The following is a 23,792-nucleotide window of genomic DNA, read 5'->3' on the forward strand; positions in this document are numbered from 1 at the left end:
CCCATTTCTATGTTCAAACGTTCAAGCTCCCCAAAACCCGACGACGGCACCGCGCCGGACGGACGCAACCGCCGCTGGAAGCGCATCGCAGGATGGGGCGCCATCGCGGTGGGCTCCGGCGCGCTGGTGGTGATCGTTGCTGCCATCGTCGCGGTCGTTGCCATCTATCCGAAGCTGCCCGATGTCTCGGCGCTTTCCGACTACCGGCCCAAGCTGCCGCTGCGCGTGTACTCGGCCGAAGGCCAGTTGCTCGGCGAGTTCGGCGAAGAGCGCCGCAACCTCACGCCCTTCGCCAACATTCCGAAGGTCATGAAAGACGCGGTGCTGGCCGTGGAAGACGCGCGCTTCTACGACCACGGCGGCGTCGACTACAAGGGCTTCCTGCGTGCAGCGGTGGCCAGCCTGAAGGGCGGACGCAAGCAGGGCGCGTCGACCATCACGATGCAGGTGGCGCGCAACGTCTACCTGAGTTCAGAGCGGACCATGAGCCGCAAGACCTACGAAATCCTGCTGGCGCTGCGGCTCGAGCAACAGCTCACCAAGGACCAGATCCTGGAGATCTACCTGAACCAGATCTACCTGGGCAACCGCGCCTACGGTTTCGCCGCCGCCGCCGAAACCTACTTCGGCAAGCCGCTGCAGAACGTCACCATCGCCGAAGCCGCGATGCTCGCCGGCCTGCCGAAGGCGCCCGGCGCGAACAACCCGGTGGCCAACCCGCGTCGCGCGCGGGCGCGCCAGCTCTACGTGATCGACCGGATGCAGGAAACCGGCTTCATCACCGCCGAGCAGGCCGCCGCCGCGAAGAAGGAAGAATTGCATCTGCGCGATGCCGCCGACCCGAACCGCCTGCATGCCGAGTACGTGGCCGAGACGGTGCGCCAGATGATGTACGCGCAATACGGCGACAGCATCTACACCAGCGGCCTGAAGGTCTACACCTCGCTGGTCGCGGCCGACCAGGCCGCCGCCTACAAGTCGCTGCGCAAGGGCATCATGGATTACGAGCGCCGCCAGGCCTATCGCGGGCCCGAGAAGTTCGTCGACCTGCCGACCGAGCAGAAGGAAGTCGATGAAGCCGTGGACGACGCGCTGGCCGAACACCCCGACAACGGCGACGTGGTCGCGGCCGTGGTGCTCGATGCCAACGCGAAAGAAATCAGCGCCGTGCGCGCCAATGGCGAAACCATCCAGATCACCGGCGAAGGCCTCAAGCCTGCGCTGTCGGGTCTTGCGGCCAAGGCACCGCCCAACATCAAGATCCGCCGCGGCGCGGTGATCCGCGTGGCGAAGACGCTGAAGAACACCTGGGAGATCACGCAACTGCCCGAGGTCGAAGCCGCCTTCATCGGCATGGACCCGCGCACCGGCGCCATCAAGGCGCTGGTGGGTGGTTTCGATTTCGGCAAGAACAAGTTCAACCACGTCACGCAGGCGTGGCGCCAGCCGGGTTCGAGCTTCAAGCCCTTCATCTATTCGGCCGCACTCGAAAAGGGCTTCACGCCCGCGACCATCGTCAACGACGCGCCGCTGCATTTCGATGCCAGCGAAAACGGCGGCCAGCCCTGGGAGCCGAAGAATTTCGAAGGCACCTACGAAGGCCCGATGCCGCTGCGCACCGCGCTGATGAAGTCGAAGAACCTCGTGACGCTGCGCGTGCTGCAGTCGATCGGCGCGCCTTACGCGCAAGACTGGGTTACCAAGTTCGGCTTCGACAAGGACAAGCAACCGGCCAACCTGCCGATGGGCCTGGGCGCCGGCTCGGTCACGCCGATGCAGATGGCCGTGGGCTACTCGGTGTTTGCCAATGGCGGCTACCGCGTCAATCCGTACCTGGTCACGCGCGTCACCGACCTGCGCGACAAGGTGCTGATGGAAACCGAGCCTCCGGTGCTCGATGAATCGCGCCGCGCCATTCCGCAGCGCAACGCCTTCATCATGAGTTCGCTGCTGCAGAGCGTGGTGCGAAACGGCACCGGCTTCAAGGCCTACCAGGCGCTCAAGCGCGACGACCTCTATGGCAAGACCGGCACCACCAACGATTCCTTCGACACCTGGTTCGCGGGCTTCCAGCCGACCATGGTCGGCATCGCGTGGGTCGGCTACGACACGCCGCGCCAGCTCGGCGTGCGCGGTGAAACCGGCGGCAGCCTGAGCCTGCCGATCTGGACGGGCTACATGCAGACCGCACTGCAAGGCGTGCCCGTGACGCAACCGGCCGAGCCTGCGGGCGTGGTCCACGTCGATGGCGAGTGGTACTTCGACGACTTCACGCCGGGTCACAACGTGGCGAGCCTGGGCCTCGACAGCGCCGAGGCGTTGCCACCACCGGCGGAAGAACTCACGGGCGCGCCAATCGGTGCACCACCACCACCCGAAGAGCGCAACAAGATCCTGGACTTCTTCAGGTAACGACCACACGGCGCGAAAACGAAAGCGGATTGCGGTGCCTACACTCGGTGCTGCCTCCCGCTTCTTTTTCTTTTCTCTCCACGCATTCATGGAAATTCTTACCCTGGTGGCGTTGATCGCCGCCGGCGCCTACATCCTCAAGTCCAGAGACCAGCGCCAGCGCATCGCGCTGCTGGGCACGCACCTGGGTCGCTACCAGATCGAGAAGCTGATGGAGAGCCTGACTTCGGGTTACCTGCGCTGCCTCGGCGAAGACGATCCCGAGCGCCGCCAGCAGATCTGGAGCCTGCTCGATTCCACCGAAGAAAAACTCTCGACTCAGTTCAACAGCTTCGCCGCCGAGTTCGCGCGCACGCCGGAAGCCGACACGCGCGTGAGCAAGCTGCCCATCGCGATTCCCTTCGCACACAAGCTGTTCCCGTCCGCGACCTTCGACCTGCGACAAGCGCTGGTGATTCATGCGCGCGGCATCGCCGCCGTGATGAAGAACGAAGCGAATCGCTCGGCCAAGTCCAAGGCCTTCACCATGTCGGCCGAGCTGTTCCTGATGCAGCACACCTGCCACTGGTACTGCAAGTCGAAGACCGTGGCCTCGGCGCGCATGCTCACGCGCCACCAGACTTCGTACGAGCAACTGATCGATGCGGTGAGCCCCGAGACGCGCGAGGCTTATCTCGCCCTGATCGGTTCCTGAGGGTTTCCGCCTGCCGGCCTCGCCGGCGTCTGTTCAGTGATGTGACAACAGCGGCAGCGTGAGCGTCGCGACCGCGCCGCCACGCGATGCATTGCCCAGCTCGATGCGACCGCGGTGCAAGGCCGCGATTTCCTTCACGAACGCGAGACCCAGCCCCGTGCTTTTCTTCTGGCTGTGCGGCCGCGCGAGCGAATAGAACTTCTGGAAGACTTTTTCCTGTGCGTAGTCCGGAATGCCGGGGCCGTGGTCTCGAACGGTCACGCGTGCAAGCCTGGAGGTGGTCTCCAGCGTCAGCAGCACTTCGCTGTCGCGCGGTGAAAAATCGATGGCATTGTCGAGCAGGTTGCTGATGGCGCGGCGCAGCAAGAACGGATCGCCTTCGGTGCTCGCCTCGTCGCGGATGTTCACCAGCAGGCGGATGTTGCGCTTGGCCGCCGCAGGCTGTGCGCTGAGTGCGATGTCGTCGATCAATGACGCAAGCGCCACCGGCTCCGTGCGGTCCAGCGCGCGCCGCGTTTCGAGCGCAGTGAGTTCCATCATGCGGTCGACGATTTCCTGGATGCGCTGCGTCTCGCTTTCGATGTTTTTCAGAAAGCGTTCGCGCTCTGCATGCGGCATCGACGGCTCCTGCAGCAGCTCGGCTGCGCCACGGATCGCCGAGAGCGGGCTTTTGACTTCGTGCGTGAAGGTCTGCACGTAGTCGGCCACGTAATTGCGTCCGGTGAGCGCATCGCGCATTTCGCCGAAGCCGCTGCGCACGGTATCGACCGCGCGGCGCGCCATGCGCGACAGGCTCAGGGTGCGCTGCGCACGCACCCAGGTCCAGTAATCCGAAATCAGCCCGAAGGGCCGCACCAGCCAGATCGACACGATCACCGCGAGCAGCAACAGCGCAAGGCCGGAGCCCACGCCGACCCACAGCGTGCGGGCGCGGGCGTCTTCCACGAACTGGCCGAAGCTCTGCACCGGCTTGCCGACGCTGACCATGCCGACGATCTCGTTGTTCCACCGGATCGGCGCACCGACGTACATGACCGATGTGCGCGGATCGCCGTCGACGTCGCGCGAAGTGCGCGCGCCGTAGAGGCCGGCGAGCGTGCGGCTCACGTCCATCCACTGCGAATAGTCGGCGCCCAGGTGCCTGCCGAGCGAATCGAACATCACGCGGCCATTGCGGTCGGTGACGTACACGCGCAGTTCGACGCGGTTCTTGTGCAGGTTGTAGATCTGGGCCGAGAACTCGCGCGCGTAGACGGTGCGAAACAGTGGCTCCAGCCGCGCGGTGTTGATGGCGCCGGCAATCACGTCCTGCTCGACCAGGCTGGCAACGAGCTGCGAGGTTTCGACCAATGATTCTTCGGCCGACTCGCGGTAGCGCGGATCGATGTCCGACATCACGCGGTAGAGCAGGAAGGCGATGCCTGCCGTGTAGATCAGCAGGATGCCGATGAAGATCCGCGTGCGTCTCGTCACGAAGACTTGGCTGGCAATTCTTCGTTCAGCGCGTAGCCGGTGCCGCGCAGCGTGCGGATTGGCTCCACATCGGGCGCGACGGTCTTGAGCTTGGCGCGCAAGGTCTTGATGTGCGCGTCGACCGTGCGGTCGAAGCTGTCGCTGGCATCGTCCCAGACCAGTTGCAGCAATTCGTCGCGCGTGAAGACGCGGCCGGGGCGCTGCACCAGCAACCGGAGCAGGCCGTACTCGTAGCGCGAGAGTTCGAGCAGGCGTCCGTAATACCGGATCTGCATCCGCTCGTTGTCGAGCGAAAAGGGCATTGCGGGTGCCTGTGGGGTCGCTGGAGGCGCCGTGGGCGCGATTTGATGGGGAGCCCCATGGTTTGCTCCGGCAGCGGCTGACGAGGCTCCTGGGCCGTTTCTCGCACTCCGTCTCAGGATCGTTCTGACGCGAGCGACGAGCTCGCGCGGCGAAAAAGGCTTGGCGATGTAGTCGTCCGCACCCAGTTCGAGGCCCACCACGCGGTCTATTTCGTCGCTGCGGGCGGTCAAAAACACCATGGGTACCTCCGGGCCACCCATCGACTGATTCAGCGCCTGGAGGCGTTTGAAGAGCTCGAAACCGTTCAGATCGGGCAATCCGATGTCCAGGATCGCCAGCGCCGGCGGTTCCAGCGCGAACTGCGCGATTGCCTCTTCGGCCGTGGCGCACCAGACCGGAGTGAATCCGTCGCTCTTCAGGACGTACTGCAGCGTGTCGGCAATGCCCGACTCGTCTTCGGCAATCAGGATCCGCGGTTTGAAGCTCATCCACGGATGTTAGCGAGGGGAAGCAGGGCGCTCGGGCCCGTTTTTTCGTCCGAGGCGCCGGAGACCGGCGCGGCCGTCCGCGGCTTTTTTTTGACGCGGCGCTTTCCCCGTTCCCTATTTCTTATTCTTCTTATTCAAATTAGTAGTAGTAGATAAGGGTTGGCCTCTTCTGTGGACAGGGCACTTTTTTCGTTATGTGACAACGAGTTGTCATGCCTGCGTCACTGTGCGCAGCCGCGCTTCCGAGGTGTACCCGCGAAATGAACAACATTGGGTAACCCGTCGGCGCTGTGGATAACCGATGGCTTGTGCAAAAACTGTCCCCAGAGTTGTCCTTTGACACCCCCGGGAAAATCTGCGAAAGGCGGTTTTCGGGCAAAGAAATTCAGTGCTCAAAATTTGAGCAATATGTAGATTTCCTTTGTAGATCAATGACTTGCAACGCCCCTACACAGCAGTGCCGGGGTTATCCACAGAGTTGCTCAAGGTTTGTGGGGAGAACGTTCGCAGGAACCTTCGGGCGGTCGAACACCCGAACTTCGTCCTTCATATGACGAAAACCTCGAACATGACACCTTCAGAAACAACGGCCATCGTGACCCTGAGCCTGCTGGCGGCCTTCGTCGACGGCGAAAAGCACGAACGCGAACGTGCGGAGATCAAGCGGATCGCGGAAGGCCTGTCGCAAGCCGACGGCCTGAATTTGCCGACGCTCTACCAGGACGTGCTGATGAAGCGCGTCTCGCTGGCGTCGGTGGCCGGGGCGCTGAAGAGCACCGAATCGCGGCAGCTCGCCTACGAGATGGCGGTGTGCGTGTGCGATGCCGACGGCACGCAGTCGGAGGCGGAGCGCATGTTCCTGATGGATGTGCGCACCTCGCTCGGGCTGGATGCGTCAGCGGGCGGGTTTTCGCAGCGGGCCGAGGAAATTGCGGCGGTGCCGGTTGGCGCCGCTGTTGGTGCAGGCGCAGCAACGGCCGCCGTCGCCGTGGCGGCCAATGCGCCGGACAGCGCCGAACTGGACAAGTCGATCCTCAATGCGGCCATCCTCAACGGCGCGCTCGAACTGCTGCCCGAAACGCTGTCGACCATGGCGATCATTCCGCTGCAGATGAAGCTGGTCTACCGCATCGGCCAGGCGCATGGCTACCAGCTGGACAGCGGCCACATCAAGGATTTCCTGGCCACGGTCGGCGTGGGCCTGACCTCGCAATACCTGGAACAGGCCGGGCGCAAGCTGCTCGGCGGCCTGCTGGGCAAGGTCGGTGGCGGCTTGCTGCGCGGGCTGGGCAACCAGGCCGTGAGTTCGGGCATGAGCTTCGCGTCGACCTATGCACTGGGCCATGTCGCCAAGCGCTACTACGCCGGCGGCCGCACGCTCTCGACGCAGATGCTCAAGGACGCGTTCTCGGGCGTGGTGAAGGAAGGGCAGGGCCTGCAGACGCAATATCTGCCCGCCATCCAGGAGAAGGCCCGCACGCTGGATGCTGGCAAGATTCTTTCGCTGGTTCGCGGCGCTTGACTCTTTCTCTTCGCCAGAGACACCGTGGAACCGGCTTTGCCGGGCCACTGGTGTCGCCCCCGGCGAGGGGGTTGGCGTAGCGACACGAAGTGCGCGAAGACTGGGGGAGTGCTTGGTCTAGACCTTGCTCAGGTCATCGAGGATCGGGCAATCCGGCCTGGCGTCTCCGTGACAGCAGTGAACCAGATGGGACAGCGTATTGCGCATGGATTGCATGTCCGCGATGCGCTGCTCCAGCTCACCCAGGTGCTTTTCGGCAATGCGCTTGACGCTCGAACTCGCACGCCGACGGTTGTGCCACAGGCCGACCAGCTCGGCGATTTCCTCCATCGAGAAACCCAGGTCGCGTGAGCGCTTGATGAAGCGCAGCGTGTGGATGTCGGCGTCGTTGTACTGGCGATAGCCGCTCTCGGTGCGCGCCACCGCCGGCAGCAGGCCCAGCCCCTCGTAATGCCGGACCATGCGGGCCGACACGCCCGACAGGCGCGCGGCCTCGCCGATGGCGACCTGCCGGCCTCCGGTGTCCGTCATTGAACGGCGTAGCCCGCGTTCTCGATCGCCGCCACGATGTCCTTGCGCGGCTGTTCGCTCAGCACGTCGACATGGCCGGTCGAAAGATCGACCGTGACCTGCGCTTCGGGATCGACCGTTTGTACCGCGTTCTGCACTGCGTTCACGCAGTGGCCGCAGCTCATGCCCGTGACCTGGAATTTCTGGCTCATCGTCGTGGCTCCTTTTGAATTCACCTGAATGAATGATGGGTGGGTTGCGAGGCTAAGCCGCGAGTTTGAACCCTCTCACGATGTCAATGTCCAGCGAAGGGGCACTGTCGCTGCGCGGCAGTGTTGGCAACGACCTGCGACGTTATCGCTTTCGGGCCGGATGTTGCGCACAATCGCGAACCCATGAGCACTCCCTACCCGGTCACGCAGAGGCCCGTTTGAAACTTGCGCAACTCCTGCGCCACCTGCGCACAGACCGGAAGATCAGCCAGCTTGAACTGTCGCTGCGCCTGGATGTTTCGCAACGGCATGTGAGCTACATCGAGGCCGGGCGCGCACGGCCGAGCCGCGAATTGCTGCTGGCCTGGCTGGCCGAACTGGAAGTGCCGACCTCGGTGCGCAATGCTGCGCTGCTGCACGCGGGCTTCGCGTTGCCGCAGGAAAAGATGGCGCTCGACAGCCCCGAACTCGCGCCCGCACTGCAGGCACTGCGGCGCACGCTGGCCGCGCACGACCCGAACCCTGCGCTGGTTTTCGATGCCGACTGGCGCACGGTCGACCAGAACCGTGGCGCGACCTGGCTGTGGTCGCTCGTCATGCCCGAACTGGCTGCGAGCGCCGGGTGCCAGGTGCGCGGCATGGACATGATCACCGCGCTCGGCCATCCGAAAGGCCTGCTGTCGCGCATGCATGAACCGTGGACTGTCGGTTCGGCGCTGTTGGCGCAACTGCATACCGAGGCCAGCGCGACGCCCGCGCTGCAGGCCAGGATCCAGCGGCTTTCCGAAGCCCTGACCCAAAGGCACAAGCCGGCTGAAGGCTCCACCAGTCAGCCGGGCCATGCGGCGCCCTACCTGAGCTTCACGTTCGACACGGCGCTCGGCACGCTTTCGTACTTCTACGTGCAGAGCGTTTTCGCATTGCCGCAGGACGTGACGCTGGCGTCCTTGCGGATGGAACTCTGGTTTCCGCTCGACAGCCACACCGCCGAGGTATCGCGGCGCCATGTGTCGCTGAACTGAGCGTCCGCTGTCACGGTTGGCGCACGGGAACCTGCTGCGCGGGGTCGTAGAAGAAGGTCTCCGCCGCGATGCGTTCGCCTTCCCAGTGCTGGCAGGCCATCTCTTCCATCCGCGTGACCGATCCGTCGAGCCATTCGAAGCGAAAGACCCAGCGCACGACCACGTCGTCGCCGTTGACGAACACGGGCGGCAGGCATTGCGAGCTCACCGACCTGGCACGTGCGAGCACCTTGCGCTCGTGGGCGACCAGCGTGTCCCGCCCGATCCGTGGTGGCGACTGGTTCTCTTGCATGGAGGCTTGCGGCGTGTAGAACTCCTCGATGGCTTCCACGTGCGCGTTCTGTTCGACGCGTGCGATGAATCGGGCCAGGGTGTCGGGTGTGGGCATGGCGATGCTTTCTGCAAAGAGGCTTGCGGCCGCATGGGTGTTTGTGCGTGCCGGCAAGTCTGGCGATTGCCTTTGCCGTTGTCGATTACCTGCCTGGTCGCAGTGCAGGATCAGTCGACCAGCAGCGCCATCATGTGGTCGTCGATGGCCTGCGCATCGGCGGCCCGCTTGTAGAACTTGCGCAGCGTGCCTTCGTGTTGGAAGCCCAGCTTTTCGTAGAAGCGCAGCGCGGGCGCGTTGTCGCTTTCGACGATGAGTTCGATGCGCTTGACGCCCGCCGATATCAGCGCGTCGATGGCTTCGGTCACCATGGCCAGTGCCACGCCTTGCCCGTGCAGGGCCGGATCGACAGCGAGCGTGCCGAGGCTGGCCACGTGCTGCACGCGACCCGGGTAGCGCGTGGCGCGGTAGAAGCCGGCGATCTTTCCATCGCGCTCGTAGATGCGGAAGCAGCGGCCGTCGATCAGCTCCTGGTAGATCGCGCGAAAGTCTTCGAGCGGCATCGGGTCGTAGCCCAGGTAGGGCACGACTTTCTCGTGCATGTAGAGGGCGAAGACGGTATCGATGTCCTGCGGGGTGGCCAGCCTGTGCATGGTGTTTGGAGCTTCCGAAGCGATGAAGCGCCGAGCATAGCGAGGCGTGAAAACGCCTGCCAAAGAGCCTCAGGCCAGCATGACCGCCGACACCGCCAGCAACACCACCTGCACGCACCAGGCCCAGCGCAGCCGCAGGCGCGAGTCGAGCACCGCGCCAATCGCCCAGAAGCCACCGACTGCCAGTGCGAGCAGGACCAGCCCGGTCTGGAAAGCCAGGTCGTCGGCGCGCCACAGGAAGGCCAGCGTCACGCCGACCCAGCCGGCGAAGTGGATGGCGGCCGACGCGACCTGGGCGCGCGTCAGCACCGGGTCATGGATGTGCATGGCTTCTTCGAGCGAGAAAGGGGCTTCCGGAAAACGCGCCGCCACATCGGCCGGGCGCCAGCCCGGCGGCTTGAACCAGACGGCGAGCTTGTCCCGCCATCGCCGCGTGTACCAGGCATCGCGCAGCAGGGGAACGTAAGGCCCGAGGATCGCGCGCACCGGATCGAAACTCGCGACCGCCTTGCGCGTGCCGTAGACGCAGCGTTCGCCTTCTTCCGCGAAGGTGCCGAACATGCGGTCCCACACCACCAGCATGCCGCCGTAGTTGCGGTCGACGTAACCGTCGTTCACGGCGTGGTGCACGCGATGGTTGGAAGGCGAGGAGAACACGCGGTCGAACCAGCCGAGCTTGCCGATGTGCTCTGTATGAATCCAGAACTGGTAGACCAGCACGATCAGTCCCGCCAGGCCGAACTGCTCGGGCGGCACGCCCACCACCGCCATCGGCAGGTAGAAGACCCAGCCGAGAAAGGCCACGGCGCTTTCCTGCCGCAGTGCGGTGGAGAAGTTGAATTGCTGGCTCTGGTGATGCACCGAGTGCGCGGCCCAGAACACGGCCGACTCGTGGCCCGCGCGGTGCAGCCAGTAGTCGAAGAAGTCGAACAGCAGCACCGCAGCGATCCAGCCCATGGCGCTGTCCCAGAAGCTGGGACGCGTCCAGATCGCGACGGCCGGGTAGACCATCGCGTACAGGCCGATCTGGAAGAGCTGGGTGCATACGGCGAGCGACTGGCTCAACAGGCCCTGGCTCAGGCTGCCGAGCGTGTCATTGAAACGGTAGGTATTGCGTCGCTTGAGCCAGCCCCATGCGAATTCGCACGCCATGAGCAGCGCGAACACGGGCACGACGAAAACGACCAGCCGATGCACCGTGTTGATTTTTCAGGAAGTCTTCAGCGAATCTTCAGCGTTCGGCTGCGCGACCGGCCACGATGACCGCGTTGGTGCCGCCAAAAGCGAAGGAATTGGACAGCGCGTAACGGATGCCCTTGGCCTCGCGCGCCTCGCCTTGGACGAAGTCGAGATCGAAAGTCGCGTCGGGTGTCTGCAGGTTGGCGATGGGGGGCAGGGCCTCGCGTGCCAGTGCGCGCAGTGCTGCAATCAGTTCGATGGCGCCGCCGCCGCCGAGCACATGGCCGTGGATGGCCTTGGTGGCACTGACGGGCGCGCCCTTGCCGAACACTTCGCGGATCGACGCGGCTTCGGCGGCATCGCCAGCCGAGGTGGCCGTGCCGTGCGCGTTGATGTGGCCGATGTCCGAGGCCTCGATGCCGGCGTCGCGCAAGGCGGCGCGCATGGCGCGCACCTGGCCGGCGGCATCGGGGTTGGTGATGTGCGTGCCGTCGCAGTTGGTGGCGTAGCCCGCGAGCACGAAGGGCGCGGCTTCGGCACCACGGGCCAGCGCATGCGCTTCCGATTCGAGCACCAGCGCGGCCGCGCCTTCGCCGATGGCAAAGCCCGCGCGGTCGCCCGAGAAGGGGCGGCAGGCGGACGACGGTGCGTCGGCCGGCGGTGGTGCCATCACGCGCATGGCGTGCCAGCTGGCCATCACGCCGGGGGTGAGCATGGCGTCATGGCCGCCGACGATGGCCACGTCGATCCAGCCGCCGCGAATGGCGCGCATGGCCTCGCCGATGGCCACGGCCGAGGAGGCGCAGGCGCAGGCGTAGGCAATGGCCGCGCCGCGTGCACCGAAGTGCAGGGCCAGCTCTGCCACGGCAGCGTTGGGCATGACGGTGAGCACGGTCGTCGGACGCATGCGGCGCTGTTCGCCGTAGAGCGCGCTGGTGGTGTTGTCGAAGGTGCCGGCGCCGGCCAGTCCGCTGCCCCAGTAGATGCCGAGGCGGTCGCGGTCGATGGTGTCCAGGTCGAGCTTGGCTTCGGCGGCGGCGTCCTGCGCGGCGGCCAGGGCCATGGCGGTGCCGCGGTCCAGCGGCAGGCGCGAGGTGCTGCGCACGCCGTTCGACTCGAAGTCGCAGGCAGCAACGGCCAGCAGCATCGGGTCCATGCCCTTGATCTCGAGCGTCTGCGCGCGCACGGCGGAGCGGCCGGCGAACAGGGCTTCGTCGAAGGCCTTGACGGTGCGGCCGATGGGCGTGATGAAACCGAGACCGCTCACGCGCACCGGTGTGGATGCGGCACGCGTTGCAGAAGCGGCGAGCACGGCGTGGGCGGCTCCGCTGCTCATTGGAAGACCTTCGTGCTTCGCACTGCGGTGCGAGCTTGCTTGGGGCGGCCCGGCGCGGCGCTCATGCGTGGGCTTCGACGGATTGCGTGGACGGAGCCGGGGCGCCGCTGCTTTCCGTGTCGATCACTTCGCACAGGCGTTGCAGCGTGATGCCGGCTTCGCGCGGGTCGAGGCGGTCTTCGGGAATGCGCAGGTGGAAGGCGTCTTCGACGGCGAAGACGAATTCCATCAGCGCGAGCGAATCGAGGCCGAGGTCGGACAGCGCGGTGGCGGGCGAGATGGCCGAGCGCTCGACCTTGAAGTCGGTCTCGAGGATCGTCGCGATGCTGTTGAAGGTGGGCGAAGAGGAATCGGAAGAAGACATGGGGATGTTTTCCTTTCTGGCGGGTTCAGGCCGGGTCAGGCGTACAGGGGATGCTCAGGCATCGTGCCATGCGCCACGGCATCGGCGAAAGACACTGTTTCGCGAACAACCTGCTGGCGGTCGTTGTCGATCGTGATCATGTGGTAGCTGTTGGCCACCACCACGGTGCGGAATGCGCGGCAGCGAAGGCCCCGCGCGAGGATGTCGAGGTTGGCTACGCTGGCCACCTCGTCCTGCTGGGCATGCAGTGCGAGCACGTTGTCGCATTGCACGCTGTTCAGGTTGCGCCGCACGTGGCGGATCAGCCGGTCGTGTTCGCGCAGGTGGCCCACGCCGATCACCGAACTGCCGGCGCGCGAGACCTTGCGGTGGCGCAGCTCGCGCTCGATCCAGGCCCGCACGCGTTCGTTCTTCACGCCGTAGGGCGGGCGTTCGCGGTATTGCCAGAGGCGTCCGAGCGGCGTGTAGAAGGCCAGCGGCAGCAGGAACTGCGTGCGCGGAATGGCCCAGCCGTCAAAGCGCAGCGTGGTCGACATGAGCACCAGCGCGTCGACGTCCTTGCCGCAGCGGATGGCCGCGCCCAGCGCGAGCGAAGAGCCGGCGGAAATGCCGATGAGCATCACGCGGTCGTGCTGCACGCGCAGCGCCTTGACCTGTGCCTGGATGACGTCGAGCCAGCGTTCGTACGGCGCGGCGTGCTGCAGCGGCGCGTTGGTATCGAACGAGTAACCCTCGATCGACAGCGGGTGCACCGAGTAGCCGCGGCTGCGCAGTGCCGATTGCACGGTCAGCAACTCGTCAGGCGTGCTGCATAAACCATGCAGCAGGACCACGGCGGTGCGTTGCACCTCGGAAGGCACCACACTCAACAGATCGGAGGGTTCGCGCGCACTCATCGTGTCGCGCCGGCCATGAAAATGGCCCGTGTTTCATATTGCTGTCGTATGCTCATGTTGCGTTTATCGCTGGAGCGACTGACCGGCTGCTGACCCGTCATTCGTAAGGGCAGATTACCCCAACCACACAATTACCATGCGAATTCTGCTTGTCGAAGATGACGCCGTACTGCGCGATGTGATGCTGCGCAGTCTCGCGGATGCAGGCCATCGGGTCGACGTGTCGACCAACGTCGAAGATGCCGACCACCTTTGGCGCGTGCAGCCCTTCGACGCTGTGCTGCTCGATCTCAACCTGCCCGCCACCGCAAGCCCGACCAGCGGCCTGGCCAGCGGCCTCACCGCCTTGCGACAGGCGCGTGCACGCGGCGACCGCACGCCGGTGCTGGTGCTCACCGCGCGCGGCCGCACCGAAGAGCGCATTGCCGGCCTCGACGCCGGCGCCGACGACTACCTGGGCAAGCCCTTCGACCTGGCCGAGGTCGAAGCCCGCCTGCGCGCACTGGTGCGCCGTGCCAAGGGCACCGAAGACATCGTGCTGCTGGGCCAGCTCAAGCTCGACCGCAAGGCGCGGCGCTTTTCCACCACGGGCGGTCCGCTCGACCTGCCGGCGCGCGAGTTCGAAGTGCTGTGGGAACTGATGAGCCCACCGGGCCGCACGGTCAGCAAGCGTGCGCTGTCCGACAAGCTGTCCAGCTTCGACGAATCGCTCGGCGACAACGCGCTCGAGGCCTTCATCTCGCGCCTGCGCAAGAAGCTGCTGGGCACCGGCGCAACCATCCGCACCCTGCGCGGCATCGGCTACCTGCTCGAAGCCGAGGTGTGATTCGCGCGTGACCGAGTCGACCGAACAGCCCGGAAAGCTGCGTCAGGCGCCGTCGCTCACGCGGCGCGTGCTGCGCAACGTGCTGGTGCCGCTGGCGCTCACGTGGACTGTCGGCGCCGTCATCGCGCTGGTCATCGCCAACTATTTTTCGGAACAGGCTTTCGACCGCGGCATGCTCGACGACGCCTATGCGCTGTCGGCCAACGTGCAGGCGGGCGAGCGCGGCATCGAGCTGTTGCTGACGCCGCGCGAAGTGGCGACCGTGCTCTTCGACCAGGTCGACAAGGTGTACTTCGCGGTGCAGCGGCTCGACGGCACGCTGATCTCGGGCCAGGCCGGCCTGCAGGCGCCCTTGCCGGTCGATGGCTCGCGCTATCGCTTTTCCGATGTGGAATACGAAGGCAGCGCGTTGCGCGCGGTGGTGCTCGAACATGATGCGGAGCCCGACCTCAGCATGCCCTACCGCGTGGTGGTGGCACAGACCACACTGAGCCGAACGGCGCTGGTGCGGCAACTGCTCGGCTATGCGCTGGCGCCGCAGATCCTGCTGCTGCTGCTGCTCGCGGTGTGGCTCTGGTACGGCATCCGCAGCGACCTGCGGCCGCTGGCCGAATTGCAGCGTGCCCTCGACCGGCGCGATGTGCGCGACCTGTCGCCGGTGGCGGTGGCGCAGACCTCGCGGGAGCTGCAGCGCCTGGGCAATGCGGTCAACTCGCTGTTCGACCGGCTGGGGCAGAGCCTGCAGGCGCAGCGCGAGTTCGTGGGCAACGTGGCGCATGAACTGCGCACGCCACTCGCCGGCATTCGCGCGCTGGCCGAATACGGCCTGGCGCAGCATGACGCCAAGGTCTGGCGCGAGCAGCTCGAACGCGTATCGGAGCGGCAGTCGCGCGCGAGCCACCTCATCGACCAGTTGCTCGCGTTGGCGCTGGCCGAAGAAGCGCGCACAGGCCTGGACCGCGTGCCGGTGCGGCTCGACGTGCTGGCCGAGCAGACGGTGCTGCGTCACCTGGCACGGGCGGATGCGCGGGGTGTCGACCTGGGCGCGCGTGGTCTGGACGACTCGGTGGTGGTGTACGCGAACGAAGCACTCGTCGAAGGCATCCTCGACAACCTGATCGACAACGCGCTGCGCTATGGCGGCCGCACCATCACGGTCGAGCTGGCGGGCCAGACACTGAGCGTGATCGACGACGGCCCCGGCATTCCACTCGAGGCGCAGCGCGACCTGATGCAGCGATGGGCGCAGGGTCCTGCTGGCGAAAAGCTGGGACAGGGCTCCGGCCTTGGGCTGTCGATCGTGTCGCGCTATGCCGAGCTGTTGGGTGCGGAGCTGCGGCTCGATGCGGCGGAGCCGACGGGGTTGCGTGTGAGCGTGGCCTTTGGAGAAGTGCCTTAGCGGCATGTGCTCAGAGCGGTGTTCCCTGGTGGAACGCCATGCGCCAGCGGCCGAGCCGTTGCCGCCACAGCGAGCTGCGCAGCGAGTCCGCCGAAGGCCGTTGCGCAATGGCCTTTCGGTGCACGCGGTAGGTGACCAGCGCCACATCGGGCGCGATGCGTTGCACGCGAAAGTCCGACATCGTGCGTTCCGAAAAGACCTCATCGCGCAACGCCTCGACGATGGCCGGCCGTGTCCATGTGGTGCCCGAAATGCCGATTTCCTGGAAGTCGTCTTCAAGCAGTTCCTCGAGCCGTGCGGCGCTTGCACGCACCTCGCGAAGATGCAGGTCGCCTTCGAGTTTCAGCAGCAAAGCATCGAGATTTTCGGGTGGTGCGGCCTCGTAGAGTTCGAGCGGCAGGCCGTCCGGATCGGCAAAGAAGGTGAAGCGCCGGCCGGTGAATTCGTCGGTGCGCAGCGGCTCGACTGCGATGCCTTGTGCTGCCAGTTCGTTGGCTGCGGCTTGCACGTCGTGGACCTCGAAGGACAGGTGGCGCAAGCCTTGTGCTTCGGGCCGCGTGAGGCGTGCGGGTGCATCGGGGAAGGAGAAGAGTTCGATCTGCGAGCCGTCGGGCAACGCCAGATCGAGCTTGTATGAATCGCGCGCGATGCGGTGGTTTTCGGCGATGACTCGCAGGCCCAGAACCTCGGTGTAGAAGCGCTTCGACACTGCGTAGTTCGCGCAGATGATGGCTACGTGGTGGATTCGGTTCAGCTGCATCGCGGTGTTCATTTCCGTTGGCTCTTTCGCTTTGTTGCGAGGTGCTTGTGTTCTTGTCGTTGTTGTTCGGGGTGCTGCTGTTCTTCAGGGCGGGTGCGAATGACACCGGGTACTCCCCTGTGCGAATGTCCCCCGCTTCGCTCCTCCTTTATTTCGCTGCGGGGAGCACCCGGTGTCATTCGCACAGGGGCACGCTGCCGGTGATCACCGATCAACGACTGCTCTGACCGCTCGCGTCGATACGGGGCTCTTTTTCGCGAAATAAAGGAGGAGCGAAGCGGGGGACATTCGCGAAAAAGAGCACCGTGTCGGCGTGAGCTTGCCCTGAACAGCAGTGCCCTGAACAACGCACTCACAACGCGACGAACGAAAAGACAAGAGCTCATCCCAGCCGCTTGCGCAGAAAGACGCGAGTGCGTTGTTCCAGCACCAGCCGCTTGTATTCCACATAGCCAATGCGTTCGTAGAGCGCGCGGTTCTCGGTCATCTTCTCGTTGGTGAAAAGGTAGATCGAGTCGTAGCCTTGCCGCAGCGCTTCGCGCTCCGCCAGTTCGAGCAACGCGCGGCCCACGCCCGTGCCCTGCTGTTGTGGCAGCACGGCAATGACGTCGATCAGAAAGCCTTCGTCGGTGGTGTCGAGCACCAGCGCGGCCACCACCTGGGCCTGCTGTGTGGCGACCCAGACCTGCGCGCTTGCAATGGCTGCGCCGTAGTCCTTCGCCATCGGGATGGGCGTGAGACCCAGGCGCGGGATATAGATGCGGAAGGCTTCAATGGCGCACACGGAAACCGCATCCGCATCGGCGGCATCCGCTCGCCGCAATGTCCACGCGGCAGTGCTCATGCCGCGACCTCCACTTCGCCTTCGATCTCGACCGGGATGTTGAACGGCAACTCGGCCATGCCCACGGCACTGCGCGCATGCGCGCCGATGTCGGGACCGAAAAGTTCGAGGATGAGGTCTGAAAAACCGTTGATGACGGCCGGTTGCCTGTCGAAGCCCGGAGCCGAAGCGACCATGCCGAACACGCGCGTCCATGCGGTGATGCGGTCGAGATCGCCGAGCGCGCGTTGCAGGCTGCCCAGCATCGCCAGTGTGGTGAGGCGTGCGGCTGTGTAGCCCTGTTCGACGGTCAGTTCACGGCCCAGTTTGCCGAGTGGCGTGGCGATGGTGCCGTCGGCGTTGAGCGGGCCGTGGCCCGAGATCAGTGCACGGCTGCCGACGACGCGCACGAACTGGAAAGGCAACACCACGCCGGGTGGTGGCGTGATGGTGGGCGGAAGCACAAGGCCGAGTGCGGCCAGTCGTTGCGCGATGCGGGCCATGACGTTTCTTTCTCTTCGGTCGGAAGATGGATGCGTCGCCGCATCTTGCCATGGCCTATTTCACATCCACGGCGCTCGGGTAGCGCCGCGAGGCCTGTCAGGCCAGTGCCGGATAGTCCGTGTAGCCCTTTGCGCCGCCGCCGTACATCGTGGCCTTGTCCAGGTCGTTCAGCGGTGCGTTCTCGCGCAGGCGGCGCACGAGGTCGGGGTTGGAAATGAAGGGCTTGCCGAAGGCCACGAGGTCGTCGCCTTCCTTGAGCGCTTCTTCCGCCAGCGGGCGGTCGTAGCCGTTGTTGACCATCCATGCGCCCTTGCCACCGGCTTCGCGATACGCGGCCTTGAGGGCTTCGTAGTCGAAGGGGCGGTCCTCGATCTCGCGCGGGCCGCCGGTGGCGCCTTCGATGATGTGGATGTAGGCCAGGTTGAGCGTGGCGAGATGCTTCACCACGTAGGTGAAGAGCGGCTGCGGGTTGCTGTCGTGCACGTCGTTGGCGGGCGTGACGGGCGACAGGCGGATGCCGGTCTTGCCGCCGCCGACCGCGTCGACCACGGCGCGCGTGGCTTCGAGCAGCAGGCGGGCGCGGTTCTCGATGCGGCCGCCGTAGTCGTCGGTGCGCTTGTTGCTGCCGTCTTTCAAGAACTGGTCGAGCAGGTAGCCGTTGGCGCCGTGGAGTTCCACGCCGTCGAAGCCGGCGGTGTCGACCGCGCTGCGGGCCGCCACTGCGAAGGCATGGACGATGCCGGGCAGTTCACTGGCGTCGAGCGCGCGCGGCTCGGAGGTCTCGACGAAGGTCGGCACGCCGTCCTTGATGAGCACGGTCTTGGTCTTGGCGGTGATGGCCGAGGGCGCGACGGGCTTTCCGCCATCGGGTTGCAGTTCGGTGTGCGAGACGCGGCCCACGTGCCACAGCTGCACGACGATCTTGCCGTCCCTGGCGTGCACGGCGTCGGTCACATGCTTCCAGGCGTCCAGTTGCTCGGTGCCGTAGAGGCCGGGCACGTCGGCGTAGCCCTGGCCCTGGTGGCTGATGGCAGTGGCTTCGGTGATCAGCAGGCCGGCCGTGGCGCGCTGGCCGTAGTAGTCGGCTGCGATGTCGGGCGGAATCGCGTTGGGCGAGCGGTTGCGCGTCAGCGGCGCCATCACGATGCGGTTGGCGAGCTTCAGGTCGCCGGCCTGTACGGGGTCGAAGAGGGAGGACATCGTGTGTGAGCAAAGGGAGTGGAAACAGGCCGAAGGCTAAGCCCCTGGCCTCAACCCTGCTCTGATGAGGTTGTCCGGTTGCTGTTAGGCGTTCGGCGGGAGCGCCAATGCCTCGGGGATCAGCGCACCGTGGTAGTTGGCCCAGGTGTCGAAGGGCATTTCGACGTCGGACACGAAGCGGTCGCCTCGATACCAGAAGCGCCCGGCGAGCGCGATGCGGCCCTGGGTGTCGAAGATGCGGCGCTCCATGTGGGCGATGGGCGTGGCGAAGGAGCAGTGCAGGTACTGTGCGAGGAGCAGATCGGCCGGTGCCACGGTGAGCGTCTGCTGCACCTTGTGCATGCGGTCGGCGGCGTATTTGTCGAGCAGGTAGGCGATCTTGTGGTGCTGTTCGCCGTCGGGTGGAAAGAGCGCGTGGATTTCCGAGGCCACGTGGATCTCGACCAGGCAGAAGGGCTCGCCGCCGTGCACGTGAATCTTGCGGATGAAGGCGTAGTCGTCGTAGGTGGTGCCGCCGCGCGCGAGGCCTTCGGGCAATGGTTGTTGGCGGCGCTGTTCGAGGATGTCGAAGCGGATGTCGCGGGCACGCGGGTCGTTGATGGCGTTGCGCAGCAGTGGGTCGGCACCGGAAGACGGCAGTGTGGAAACGAAGGTGCCGCGTCCGCGCTGGCTGGTGATCAGTCCTTCGCGTGCCAGCACACCGTAGGCTTGTCGCACGGTGACTCTTGCGAGCTTGTAGTCGGTGGCGAGTTGCGCGACGGTCGGCAACTGCTGGCCGCTTTGCAGTTCGCCGTGCGTGATGCGGTGGCGCAGAACGCTGGCGAGCTGCAGGTACTGCGTGACGCCCGTGCCATGTTCTCCGCCCAGGGGTGAAGGCGAAGCGGGGGAAGACGGGGCGGGGAGGGTCATGTCGGGGTTTTTTACTGCGCGTTGTGTTGTTGTGGGGTGCTTGGGGTCGGGTTCATTCGGGGCGAGTGCGAATGACACCGGGAGCTCCCCTCCGCGAATGTCCCCCGCTTCGCTCCTCCTTTATTTCGCTGCGGGGAGCACCCGGTGTCATTCGCACATGGACACGCTGCTGGTGATCGCCGATCAACGACGGCTCTGTCCAACGCTCGCGCCGATACGGGGCTCTTTTTCGCGAAATAAAGGAGGAGCGAAGCGGGGGACATTCGCGAAAAAGAGCACCGTGTCGGCGTGAGCGTCGCCCTGAACAGCAGCGTTCGAAACGCACAACGCGAAGAACAGAAAAGCAGGTTCTCATCCTATGGATTGTCGATATGCAGCGAGCGGATGAATGGTACCCACCGTGCGCGCTCGGCCCTGCCATAGGCCTCGGCCTGCGCCGGCGTGGTCGGCCCGAGCGGGTCCGATGCACCTTGTGCAAGCCGCGCCTGCACGGCCGGCAATGCGAGCGCCTGGTTCAACGCGGTATTGAGCTTGGCAAGCACCTCGGGCGGCGTACCGGCTGGCGCCATCAGGTCGTTCCACGTGTAGGCCTCGTAGTCGTGCAGGCCCTGCTCGGCGAAGGTTGGCAACGTGGGGGCCATCGGGCTGCGCTTGTTGCCCGAGATGGCGAGCATTTTCAGCTTGCCCTGCCTGGCGAGCGGTGCCGTCGAGATCAGGCCGTCGAACAGCAACTGCACGTGGCCGCCCGACAGGTCGACCAGCGCGGCGCCGTTGCCCTTGTAGGGCACGTGCAGCAGCTGCACGCCAGCGGCCTTCGCGAAGGCCTCGCCGACGATGTGGCTGATGGAGCCTGGGCCGCCCGAGCCGTAGCTCACCTGTCCGGGCTTGGCCTTTGCGAGCGCGATGAGTTCCTTCAGCGTGCCGGGCATGTCGGCACTGCCCACCAGCACGAGCGGCGTGCGAGAGACGAGGCCGATGGCGTGCAGGTCTTTCTCGACGTCGAAGGGCAGCGAGCGGTACAGGCCCACGTTCATCACGAGCTGCGAGCTGGTGCCCAGGCCGATGGTGTAGCCATCGGGCGCGGCCTTGGCGACGGCTTCGGTGCCGATCACGCCACCACCGCCGCCACGGTTCTCCACCACCACGCTCTGGCCGAGGCTCTGCGTCATGGCGATCGCGAGTTCGCGTGCGATGGTGTCGTTGCCGCTGCCGGTGCTGAAGGAGACGATCAGGCGGATAGGCCTGGCGGGCCACGCCGGCTGCGCGAAGACATGCAATGGCGCACCGAGCGTTGCAGCAGCAGCGGCGCAGCCGAGCATGAGCCGGCGCCGCTGAAGGCGCGCGGTGTTCATGGCAGCAGGGCGAGCAGGGCCGTGCTCACGCGCACCGGCACGGCGAGCAGGATCTGCCCCATGCCCTTGCCGAGCGGGTCGTTGCGCAGCGACGCCATGCCACCGCCGCCGAGCGCCTGTTCGCAGACGAAGTTGAAGGCGTCGATGCCGGGCACGTCGTAGCGCGTGACGCGGCCCTTCACCAGATGTGCGAGCCATTCGGCCACGCGAGCTTCTGTGAGTTGCTCGCGCAGCAGCGGCAGCAGGGCGGGGTGGCGCGCGATGACGCCGATGTTCGAGGTGTCGCCCTTGTCGCCGCTGCGCGCCCATGCGAGGCGGATCAGCGGGACTTCGATGCAGTCTGCGTTGTCGATTGCCGCGATGGTCTGCGCGGTTGCCGCAGTGTTCGTCGCGCGTGGTGCGTCGTTGCTTGATGCGCCCTGTGCCTGCGGCACATCCACAGGCGCGCCATCGAGCGTGACGTGTGCCTGCACGCGGCTTTTGTCGAGCAGGAAGGCGTACTGCCGTATCGACGGCGAGACCGATGCACGCCCGCCACCCGATCCCGTGGTGCCCGGTGCCCATGAGGTGCCGGCGGGCGCGACCTCGCGCGCGAAGAGTTCCAGTGCCTCCTTGCGCGGATGCGTCACCGCGAGCCGCAGGATGGCTTCGCGCGTTTGCGTGGCTTGTGCGTGGGGTCCGTAGCAGGACTCGGCGCCGAGCACTTCGAGTTGCGTGCCGCTGTAGGGACCGAATCCGTACTGCGCGAACAGCGTGCCTGTGCGCGCGAGGATGGCCTCGCCAGTGCGCCCGGCCTTCGCCACCGCATCGAAGCCCACGATGGTGAGCTGGGCCGAGGTCTTGAAGCCGTCGACGTACGTGGCGCAGACCTTGTAGGTCGCGGTCGGTGCGCGGCCGCGTGCGCCATGCACCGCCACGCGATGTTCGCCAGCCTGCGCGATGCGCACCTGCGTGAAGTCGGCCACCACGTCGGGCAGCAGGTAGGCCGCGGGGTCGCCGATTTCGTAGAGCAATTGCTCGCCCACCACCGCGGGCGTGAGCTTGCCGCCGGTGCCTGCGGGCTTGGTGACGACGAAGCTGCCGTCGGCCTTGCATTCGACGATGGGGTAGCCGATGTTGGGCCAGTCGGGCACGGTGTCCCAGTCGGTGTGCAGGCCGCCTGTCGCCTGGCAGCCGCATTCGATGATGTGGCCCGCGAGGCTGCCAGCCGCCAGCAGGTCGTGGTCGCCAGGTTGCCAGCCGAACTCGTGCATCAACACGCCGAGCGTGACGGCGGAGTCCACGCAGCGGCCGGTGATGACCACCTGTGCGCCGGCATCGAGCGCCGCCTGCACGGGTCGCGCGCCGAGGTAAGCGTTGGCAGTGAGCACGCGTTCGGGCAAGGCTGTGCCACTCTGCAGCTCGCGCACCGGCGGTTGCGACTGTCGCAGCTCGGGCAGCAGGGGCGACACGTCGTCACCGCTCACCACCGCGATCTTCAGTGCGATGCCTTGCTCGGCTGCGAGCGCGGCCAACGCATCGGCACAGCCTTGCGGATTGACGCCGCCTGCATTGCTCACGACGCGGATGCCCTGCTTCACCACGTCCTTGAGCACGGCCTTCATTGCGACAGAAACGAAGTCGGTGGCATAGCCCAGCTCGGGCTTCTTGAGCCGCGCGCCGGCGAGGATCGACATGGTGAGTTCGGCAAGGTAGTCGAACACGAGGTAGTCGATCTGCCCGCTGGCCACGAGCTGCGGCGCGCCCACGCTGCTGTCGCCCCAGAAGCCGGAGGCACCGCCGATGCGGACGACGCGATCCTTGTGGTTGTTGCTGGTGCGGCTGTTCATCGGCCGCTCCATTGCGGCTTGCGCTTTTCACGGAAGGCGAGCTGGCCTTCCGTGGCGTCTTCGGTGAGGGCGAAGAGGGCGATCTGGCTTTCGGTGAAGGCCATCGATTCTTCAAAAGCCATGGCCTCGATCTTCTTCATCGTGTAGAGGCCGCGGCGGATGGCGGCGGGCGATTTGTCGAGCATGCGGCCGAGCAGCCATTCGACGCTTTCATCGACGTCGTCGCTCACGCGGTTGATGAGCCCGTGTTCGAGCGCTTGCGCAGCGGTGATCGGCTCGCCGGTGATGCACATCTCGGACAGCACGCGGCGCGGCAGCAGGCCGCCGAGCACGCTGAGCACCTGTGCGGGAAAGAGGCCGACTTTGACCTCGGGCAACCCGAACACGGCCTGGCTGCTGGCCACCGCCATGTCGCACATGCCCATGATCCCCATGCCGCCAGCCATGCAGGCGCCGTTGACGCGCGCGATGAGCGGCACGGTCGATTGCTTCGCCTGGCGGAAGAGGTTGGCGAAGCCCTGGTAGGGCTGCGAATGGTCGAACTTGAAGGCGCTGCCGCTTTGCAGGTCGGCGCCCGCGCAGAAGGCCCGCGTGCCGGCGCCGGTGATGACGACGGCGCGCACGGTGGTGTCGGTGTTGGCCCGTGCGAGCGCGGCGGACAGGCCCGCGAGCACGCCGGGGCTGATGGCGTTGCGGCGCTCTTCGCGGTCGATGGTGAGCCACATCACGGACCCGCGCATTTCCTCGCGCAGTTCAGTGGTGGCAGGAGCGGTGTCGGTCATGCGTCGGGTCCTTGGT

24 protein-coding genes are annotated in these 23,792 nt (G+C 65.8%); 6 read left to right on the top strand and 18 right to left on the bottom strand.

What is annotated here, in order from left to right:
* The first annotated feature begins 9 nt into the window (after positions 1 to 9).
* Together H7F35_RS11925 and H7F35_RS11930 are read left to right on the top strand one after the other, a co-directional pair.
* On the top strand, positions 10 to 2,412 hold the full coding sequence (locus tag H7F35_RS11925; protein ID WP_187113060.1) for a penicillin-binding protein 1A: 2,403 nt from the start codon (positions 10 to 12) through the stop codon (positions 2,410 to 2,412).
* A gap of 88 nt (positions 2,413 to 2,500) precedes the next feature.
* Positions 2,501 to 3,106 (top strand): hypothetical protein, encoded by a 606-nt coding sequence (locus H7F35_RS11930; protein WP_187113061.1) that lies wholly within the window; start codon positions 2,501 to 2,503, stop codon positions 3,104 to 3,106.
* A 33-nt stretch (positions 3,107 to 3,139) separates the two neighbouring features.
* Here H7F35_RS11930 and creC read toward each other — a convergent pair whose 3' ends face one another.
* Positions 3,140 to 4,579: a two-component system sensor histidine kinase CreC gene (gene creC, locus H7F35_RS11935; protein ID WP_187113062.1), complete on the bottom strand. Its 1,440-nt coding sequence runs from the start codon at positions 4,577 to 4,579 to the stop codon at positions 3,140 to 3,142.
* Complete coding sequence (gene creB, locus H7F35_RS11940) at positions 4,576 to 5,370, bottom strand: two-component system response regulator CreB (protein ID WP_187113063.1); 795 nt, start codon at positions 5,368 to 5,370, stop codon at positions 4,576 to 4,578. Before creB ends, creC begins: the two co-directional genes overlap by 4 nt.
* A 568-nt stretch (positions 5,371 to 5,938) precedes the next feature.
* On the opposite strand from creB, the gene H7F35_RS11945 reads away from it, so the two are divergent.
* Positions 5,939 to 6,892: a YcjF family protein gene (locus tag H7F35_RS11945; protein WP_187113064.1), complete on the top strand. Its 954-nt coding sequence runs from the start codon at positions 5,939 to 5,941 to the stop codon at positions 6,890 to 6,892.
* A 117-nt stretch (positions 6,893 to 7,009) separates the two neighbouring features.
* Here H7F35_RS11945 and cueR read toward each other — a convergent pair whose 3' ends face one another.
* Positions 7,010 to 7,423: a Cu(I)-responsive transcriptional regulator gene (cueR, locus tag H7F35_RS11950; protein ID WP_187113065.1), complete on the bottom strand. Its 414-nt coding sequence runs from the start codon at positions 7,421 to 7,423 to the stop codon at positions 7,010 to 7,012.
* On the bottom strand, positions 7,420 to 7,614 hold the full coding sequence (locus H7F35_RS11955; RefSeq protein ID WP_187113066.1) for a heavy-metal-associated domain-containing protein: 195 nt from the start codon (positions 7,612 to 7,614) through the stop codon (positions 7,420 to 7,422). Before H7F35_RS11955 ends, cueR begins: the two co-directional genes overlap by 4 nt.
* 218 nt (positions 7,615 to 7,832) lie before the next feature.
* On the opposite strand from H7F35_RS11955, the gene H7F35_RS11960 reads away from it, so the two are divergent.
* Positions 7,833 to 8,636 carry a helix-turn-helix domain-containing protein gene (locus tag H7F35_RS11960; protein ID WP_187113067.1) on the top strand — a complete coding sequence of 268 codons (804 nt, stop codon included), beginning with the start codon at positions 7,833 to 7,835 and terminating at the stop codon, positions 8,634 to 8,636.
* A 10-nt stretch (positions 8,637 to 8,646) separates the two neighbouring features.
* Here H7F35_RS11960 and H7F35_RS11965 read toward each other — a convergent pair whose 3' ends face one another.
* The 6 genes from H7F35_RS11965 to H7F35_RS11990 all read right to left on the bottom strand — a co-directional run bounded on the left by H7F35_RS11965 (position 8,647) and on the right by H7F35_RS11990 (position 13,392).
* Complete coding sequence (locus H7F35_RS11965; RefSeq protein WP_187113068.1) at positions 8,647 to 9,024, bottom strand: nuclear transport factor 2 family protein; 378 nt, start codon at positions 9,022 to 9,024, stop codon at positions 8,647 to 8,649.
* Positions 9,025 to 9,134: 110 nt separating this feature from the next.
* Positions 9,135 to 9,617 carry a GNAT family N-acetyltransferase gene (locus tag H7F35_RS11970; RefSeq protein WP_187113069.1) on the bottom strand — a complete coding sequence of 161 codons (483 nt, stop codon included), beginning with the start codon at positions 9,615 to 9,617 and terminating at the stop codon, positions 9,135 to 9,137.
* A gap of 69 nt (positions 9,618 to 9,686) precedes the next feature.
* Entirely contained in the window at positions 9,687 to 10,814 is a 1,128-nt protein-coding gene (locus tag H7F35_RS11975; RefSeq protein ID WP_187113070.1) for a sterol desaturase family protein, read from the bottom strand.
* Positions 10,815 to 10,848: 34 nt separating this feature from the next.
* Positions 10,849 to 12,132 (bottom strand): beta-ketoacyl-[acyl-carrier-protein] synthase family protein, encoded by a 1,284-nt coding sequence (locus H7F35_RS11980; protein WP_187113071.1) that lies wholly within the window; start codon positions 12,130 to 12,132, stop codon positions 10,849 to 10,851.
* Positions 12,133 to 12,193: 61 nt separating this feature from the next.
* On the bottom strand, positions 12,194 to 12,496 hold the full coding sequence (locus tag H7F35_RS11985) for a phosphopantetheine-binding protein (RefSeq protein ID WP_187113072.1): 303 nt from the start codon (positions 12,494 to 12,496) through the stop codon (positions 12,194 to 12,196).
* Between the two features lie 35 nt (positions 12,497 to 12,531).
* Positions 12,532 to 13,392: an alpha/beta hydrolase gene (locus H7F35_RS11990; RefSeq protein ID WP_187113073.1), complete on the bottom strand. Its 861-nt coding sequence runs from the start codon at positions 13,390 to 13,392 to the stop codon at positions 12,532 to 12,534.
* A gap of 136 nt (positions 13,393 to 13,528) precedes the next feature.
* Between H7F35_RS11990 and H7F35_RS11995 the strand changes: the two genes are divergently transcribed.
* Positions 13,529 to 14,218, top strand: coding sequence for a response regulator transcription factor (locus H7F35_RS11995; RefSeq protein WP_187113074.1), 690 nt, complete (start codon positions 13,529 to 13,531; stop codon positions 14,216 to 14,218).
* Positions 14,219 to 14,225: 7 nt separating this feature from the next.
* Positions 14,226 to 15,617 (top strand): sensor histidine kinase, encoded by a 1,392-nt coding sequence (locus H7F35_RS12000; RefSeq protein WP_187113075.1) that lies wholly within the window; start codon positions 14,226 to 14,228, stop codon positions 15,615 to 15,617.
* Positions 15,618 to 15,627: 10 nt separating this feature from the next.
* Here the strand turns inward: H7F35_RS12000 and H7F35_RS12005 are convergent, their stop codons facing one another.
* From H7F35_RS12005 to H7F35_RS12040, 8 genes are all read right to left on the bottom strand, one after another.
* The gene (locus H7F35_RS12005) at positions 15,628 to 16,377 is read right to left on the bottom strand and encodes a VOC family protein (protein ID WP_187113076.1); all 750 of its coding nucleotides are present in this window, start codon (positions 16,375 to 16,377) and stop codon (positions 15,628 to 15,630) included.
* Positions 16,378 to 16,759: 382 nt separating this feature from the next.
* Positions 16,760 to 17,221, bottom strand: coding sequence for a GNAT family N-acetyltransferase (locus H7F35_RS12010; protein ID WP_187113077.1), 462 nt, complete (start codon positions 17,219 to 17,221; stop codon positions 16,760 to 16,762).
* Positions 17,218 to 17,703: a RidA family protein gene (locus H7F35_RS12015; RefSeq protein WP_187113078.1), complete on the bottom strand. Its 486-nt coding sequence runs from the start codon at positions 17,701 to 17,703 to the stop codon at positions 17,218 to 17,220. The genes H7F35_RS12010 and H7F35_RS12015 overlap by 4 nt, the downstream gene beginning before the upstream one ends.
* A gap of 97 nt (positions 17,704 to 17,800) precedes the next feature.
* Positions 17,801 to 18,904 carry an alkene reductase gene (locus H7F35_RS12020; RefSeq protein WP_187113079.1) on the bottom strand — a complete coding sequence of 368 codons (1,104 nt, stop codon included), beginning with the start codon at positions 18,902 to 18,904 and terminating at the stop codon, positions 17,801 to 17,803.
* An 84-nt stretch (positions 18,905 to 18,988) separates the two neighbouring features.
* Positions 18,989 to 19,813, bottom strand: a complete 825-nt coding sequence (locus H7F35_RS12025; protein WP_187113080.1) for a GntR family transcriptional regulator — start codon at positions 19,811 to 19,813, stop codon at positions 18,989 to 18,991.
* Positions 19,814 to 20,169: 356 nt separating this feature from the next.
* Positions 20,170 to 21,165, bottom strand: coding sequence for a Bug family tripartite tricarboxylate transporter substrate binding protein (locus H7F35_RS12030; protein ID WP_187113081.1), 996 nt, complete (start codon positions 21,163 to 21,165; stop codon positions 20,170 to 20,172).
* On the bottom strand, positions 21,162 to 22,994 hold the full coding sequence (locus H7F35_RS12035) for an acyclic terpene utilization AtuA family protein (RefSeq protein ID WP_187113082.1): 1,833 nt from the start codon (positions 22,992 to 22,994) through the stop codon (positions 21,162 to 21,164). The genes H7F35_RS12030 and H7F35_RS12035 overlap by 4 nt, the downstream gene beginning before the upstream one ends.
* Positions 22,991 to 23,776, bottom strand: coding sequence for an enoyl-CoA hydratase/isomerase family protein (locus H7F35_RS12040; RefSeq protein WP_187113083.1), 786 nt, complete (start codon positions 23,774 to 23,776; stop codon positions 22,991 to 22,993). Before H7F35_RS12040 ends, H7F35_RS12035 begins: the two co-directional genes overlap by 4 nt.
* Positions 23,777 to 23,792 lie beyond the last annotated feature (16 nt).

The sequence above is a fragment of the Variovorax sp. PAMC26660 genome (assembly GCF_014302995.1).
Classification (GTDB): Bacteria; Pseudomonadota; Gammaproteobacteria; order Burkholderiales; family Burkholderiaceae_C; genus Variovorax.

What these genes read in the sequence shown, in the direction of transcription:
- cueR (WP_187113065.1), bottom strand. Translation starts at nt 7,423, where the DNA reads ATGACGGACACCGGAGGCCGGCAGGTCGCCATCGGCGAGGCCGCGCGC.
- H7F35_RS12010 (WP_187113077.1), bottom strand. Translation starts at nt 17,221, where the DNA reads ATGAGCACTGCCGCGTGGACATTGCGGCGAGCGGATGCCGCCGATGCG.
- H7F35_RS12035 (WP_187113082.1), bottom strand. Translation starts at nt 22,994, where the DNA reads ATGAACAGCCGCACCAGCAACAACCACAAGGATCGCGTCGTCCGCATC.
- H7F35_RS12040 (WP_187113083.1), bottom strand. Translation starts at nt 23,776, where the DNA reads ATGACCGACACCGCTCCTGCCACCACTGAACTGCGCGAGGAAATGCGC.
- H7F35_RS12020 (WP_187113079.1), bottom strand. Translation starts at nt 18,904, where the DNA reads ATGTCCTCCCTCTTCGACCCCGTACAGGCCGGCGACCTGAAGCTCGCC.
- H7F35_RS11995 (WP_187113074.1), top strand. Translation starts at nt 13,529, where the DNA reads ATGCGAATTCTGCTTGTCGAAGATGACGCCGTACTGCGCGATGTGATG.
- H7F35_RS11925 (WP_187113060.1), top strand. Translation starts at nt 10, where the DNA reads ATGTTCAAACGTTCAAGCTCCCCAAAACCCGACGACGGCACCGCGCCG.
- H7F35_RS11970 (WP_187113069.1), bottom strand. Translation starts at nt 9,617, where the DNA reads ATGCACAGGCTGGCCACCCCGCAGGACATCGATACCGTCTTCGCCCTC.
- H7F35_RS11980 (WP_187113071.1), bottom strand. Translation starts at nt 12,132, where the DNA reads ATGAGCAGCGGAGCCGCCCACGCCGTGCTCGCCGCTTCTGCAACGCGT.
- H7F35_RS12025 (WP_187113080.1), bottom strand. Translation starts at nt 19,813, where the DNA reads ATGACCCTCCCCGCCCCGTCTTCCCCCGCTTCGCCTTCACCCCTGGGC.
- H7F35_RS11955 (WP_187113066.1), bottom strand. Translation starts at nt 7,614, where the DNA reads ATGAGCCAGAAATTCCAGGTCACGGGCATGAGCTGCGGCCACTGCGTG.
- H7F35_RS12015 (WP_187113078.1), bottom strand. Translation starts at nt 17,703, where the DNA reads ATGGCCCGCATCGCGCAACGACTGGCCGCACTCGGCCTTGTGCTTCCG.
- H7F35_RS12030 (WP_187113081.1), bottom strand. Translation starts at nt 21,165, where the DNA reads ATGAACACCGCGCGCCTTCAGCGGCGCCGGCTCATGCTCGGCTGCGCC.
- H7F35_RS11990 (WP_187113073.1), bottom strand. Translation starts at nt 13,392, where the DNA reads ATGAGTGCGCGCGAACCCTCCGATCTGTTGAGTGTGGTGCCTTCCGAG.
- H7F35_RS11985 (WP_187113072.1), bottom strand. Translation starts at nt 12,496, where the DNA reads ATGTCTTCTTCCGATTCCTCTTCGCCCACCTTCAACAGCATCGCGACG.
- H7F35_RS11965 (WP_187113068.1), bottom strand. Translation starts at nt 9,024, where the DNA reads ATGCCCACACCCGACACCCTGGCCCGATTCATCGCACGCGTCGAACAG.
- H7F35_RS11930 (WP_187113061.1), top strand. Translation starts at nt 2,501, where the DNA reads ATGGAAATTCTTACCCTGGTGGCGTTGATCGCCGCCGGCGCCTACATC.
- creB (WP_187113063.1), bottom strand. Translation starts at nt 5,370, where the DNA reads ATGAGCTTCAAACCGCGGATCCTGATTGCCGAAGACGAGTCGGGCATT.
- H7F35_RS11945 (WP_187113064.1), top strand. Translation starts at nt 5,939, where the DNA reads ATGACACCTTCAGAAACAACGGCCATCGTGACCCTGAGCCTGCTGGCG.
- H7F35_RS12005 (WP_187113076.1), bottom strand. Translation starts at nt 16,377, where the DNA reads ATGCAGCTGAACCGAATCCACCACGTAGCCATCATCTGCGCGAACTAC.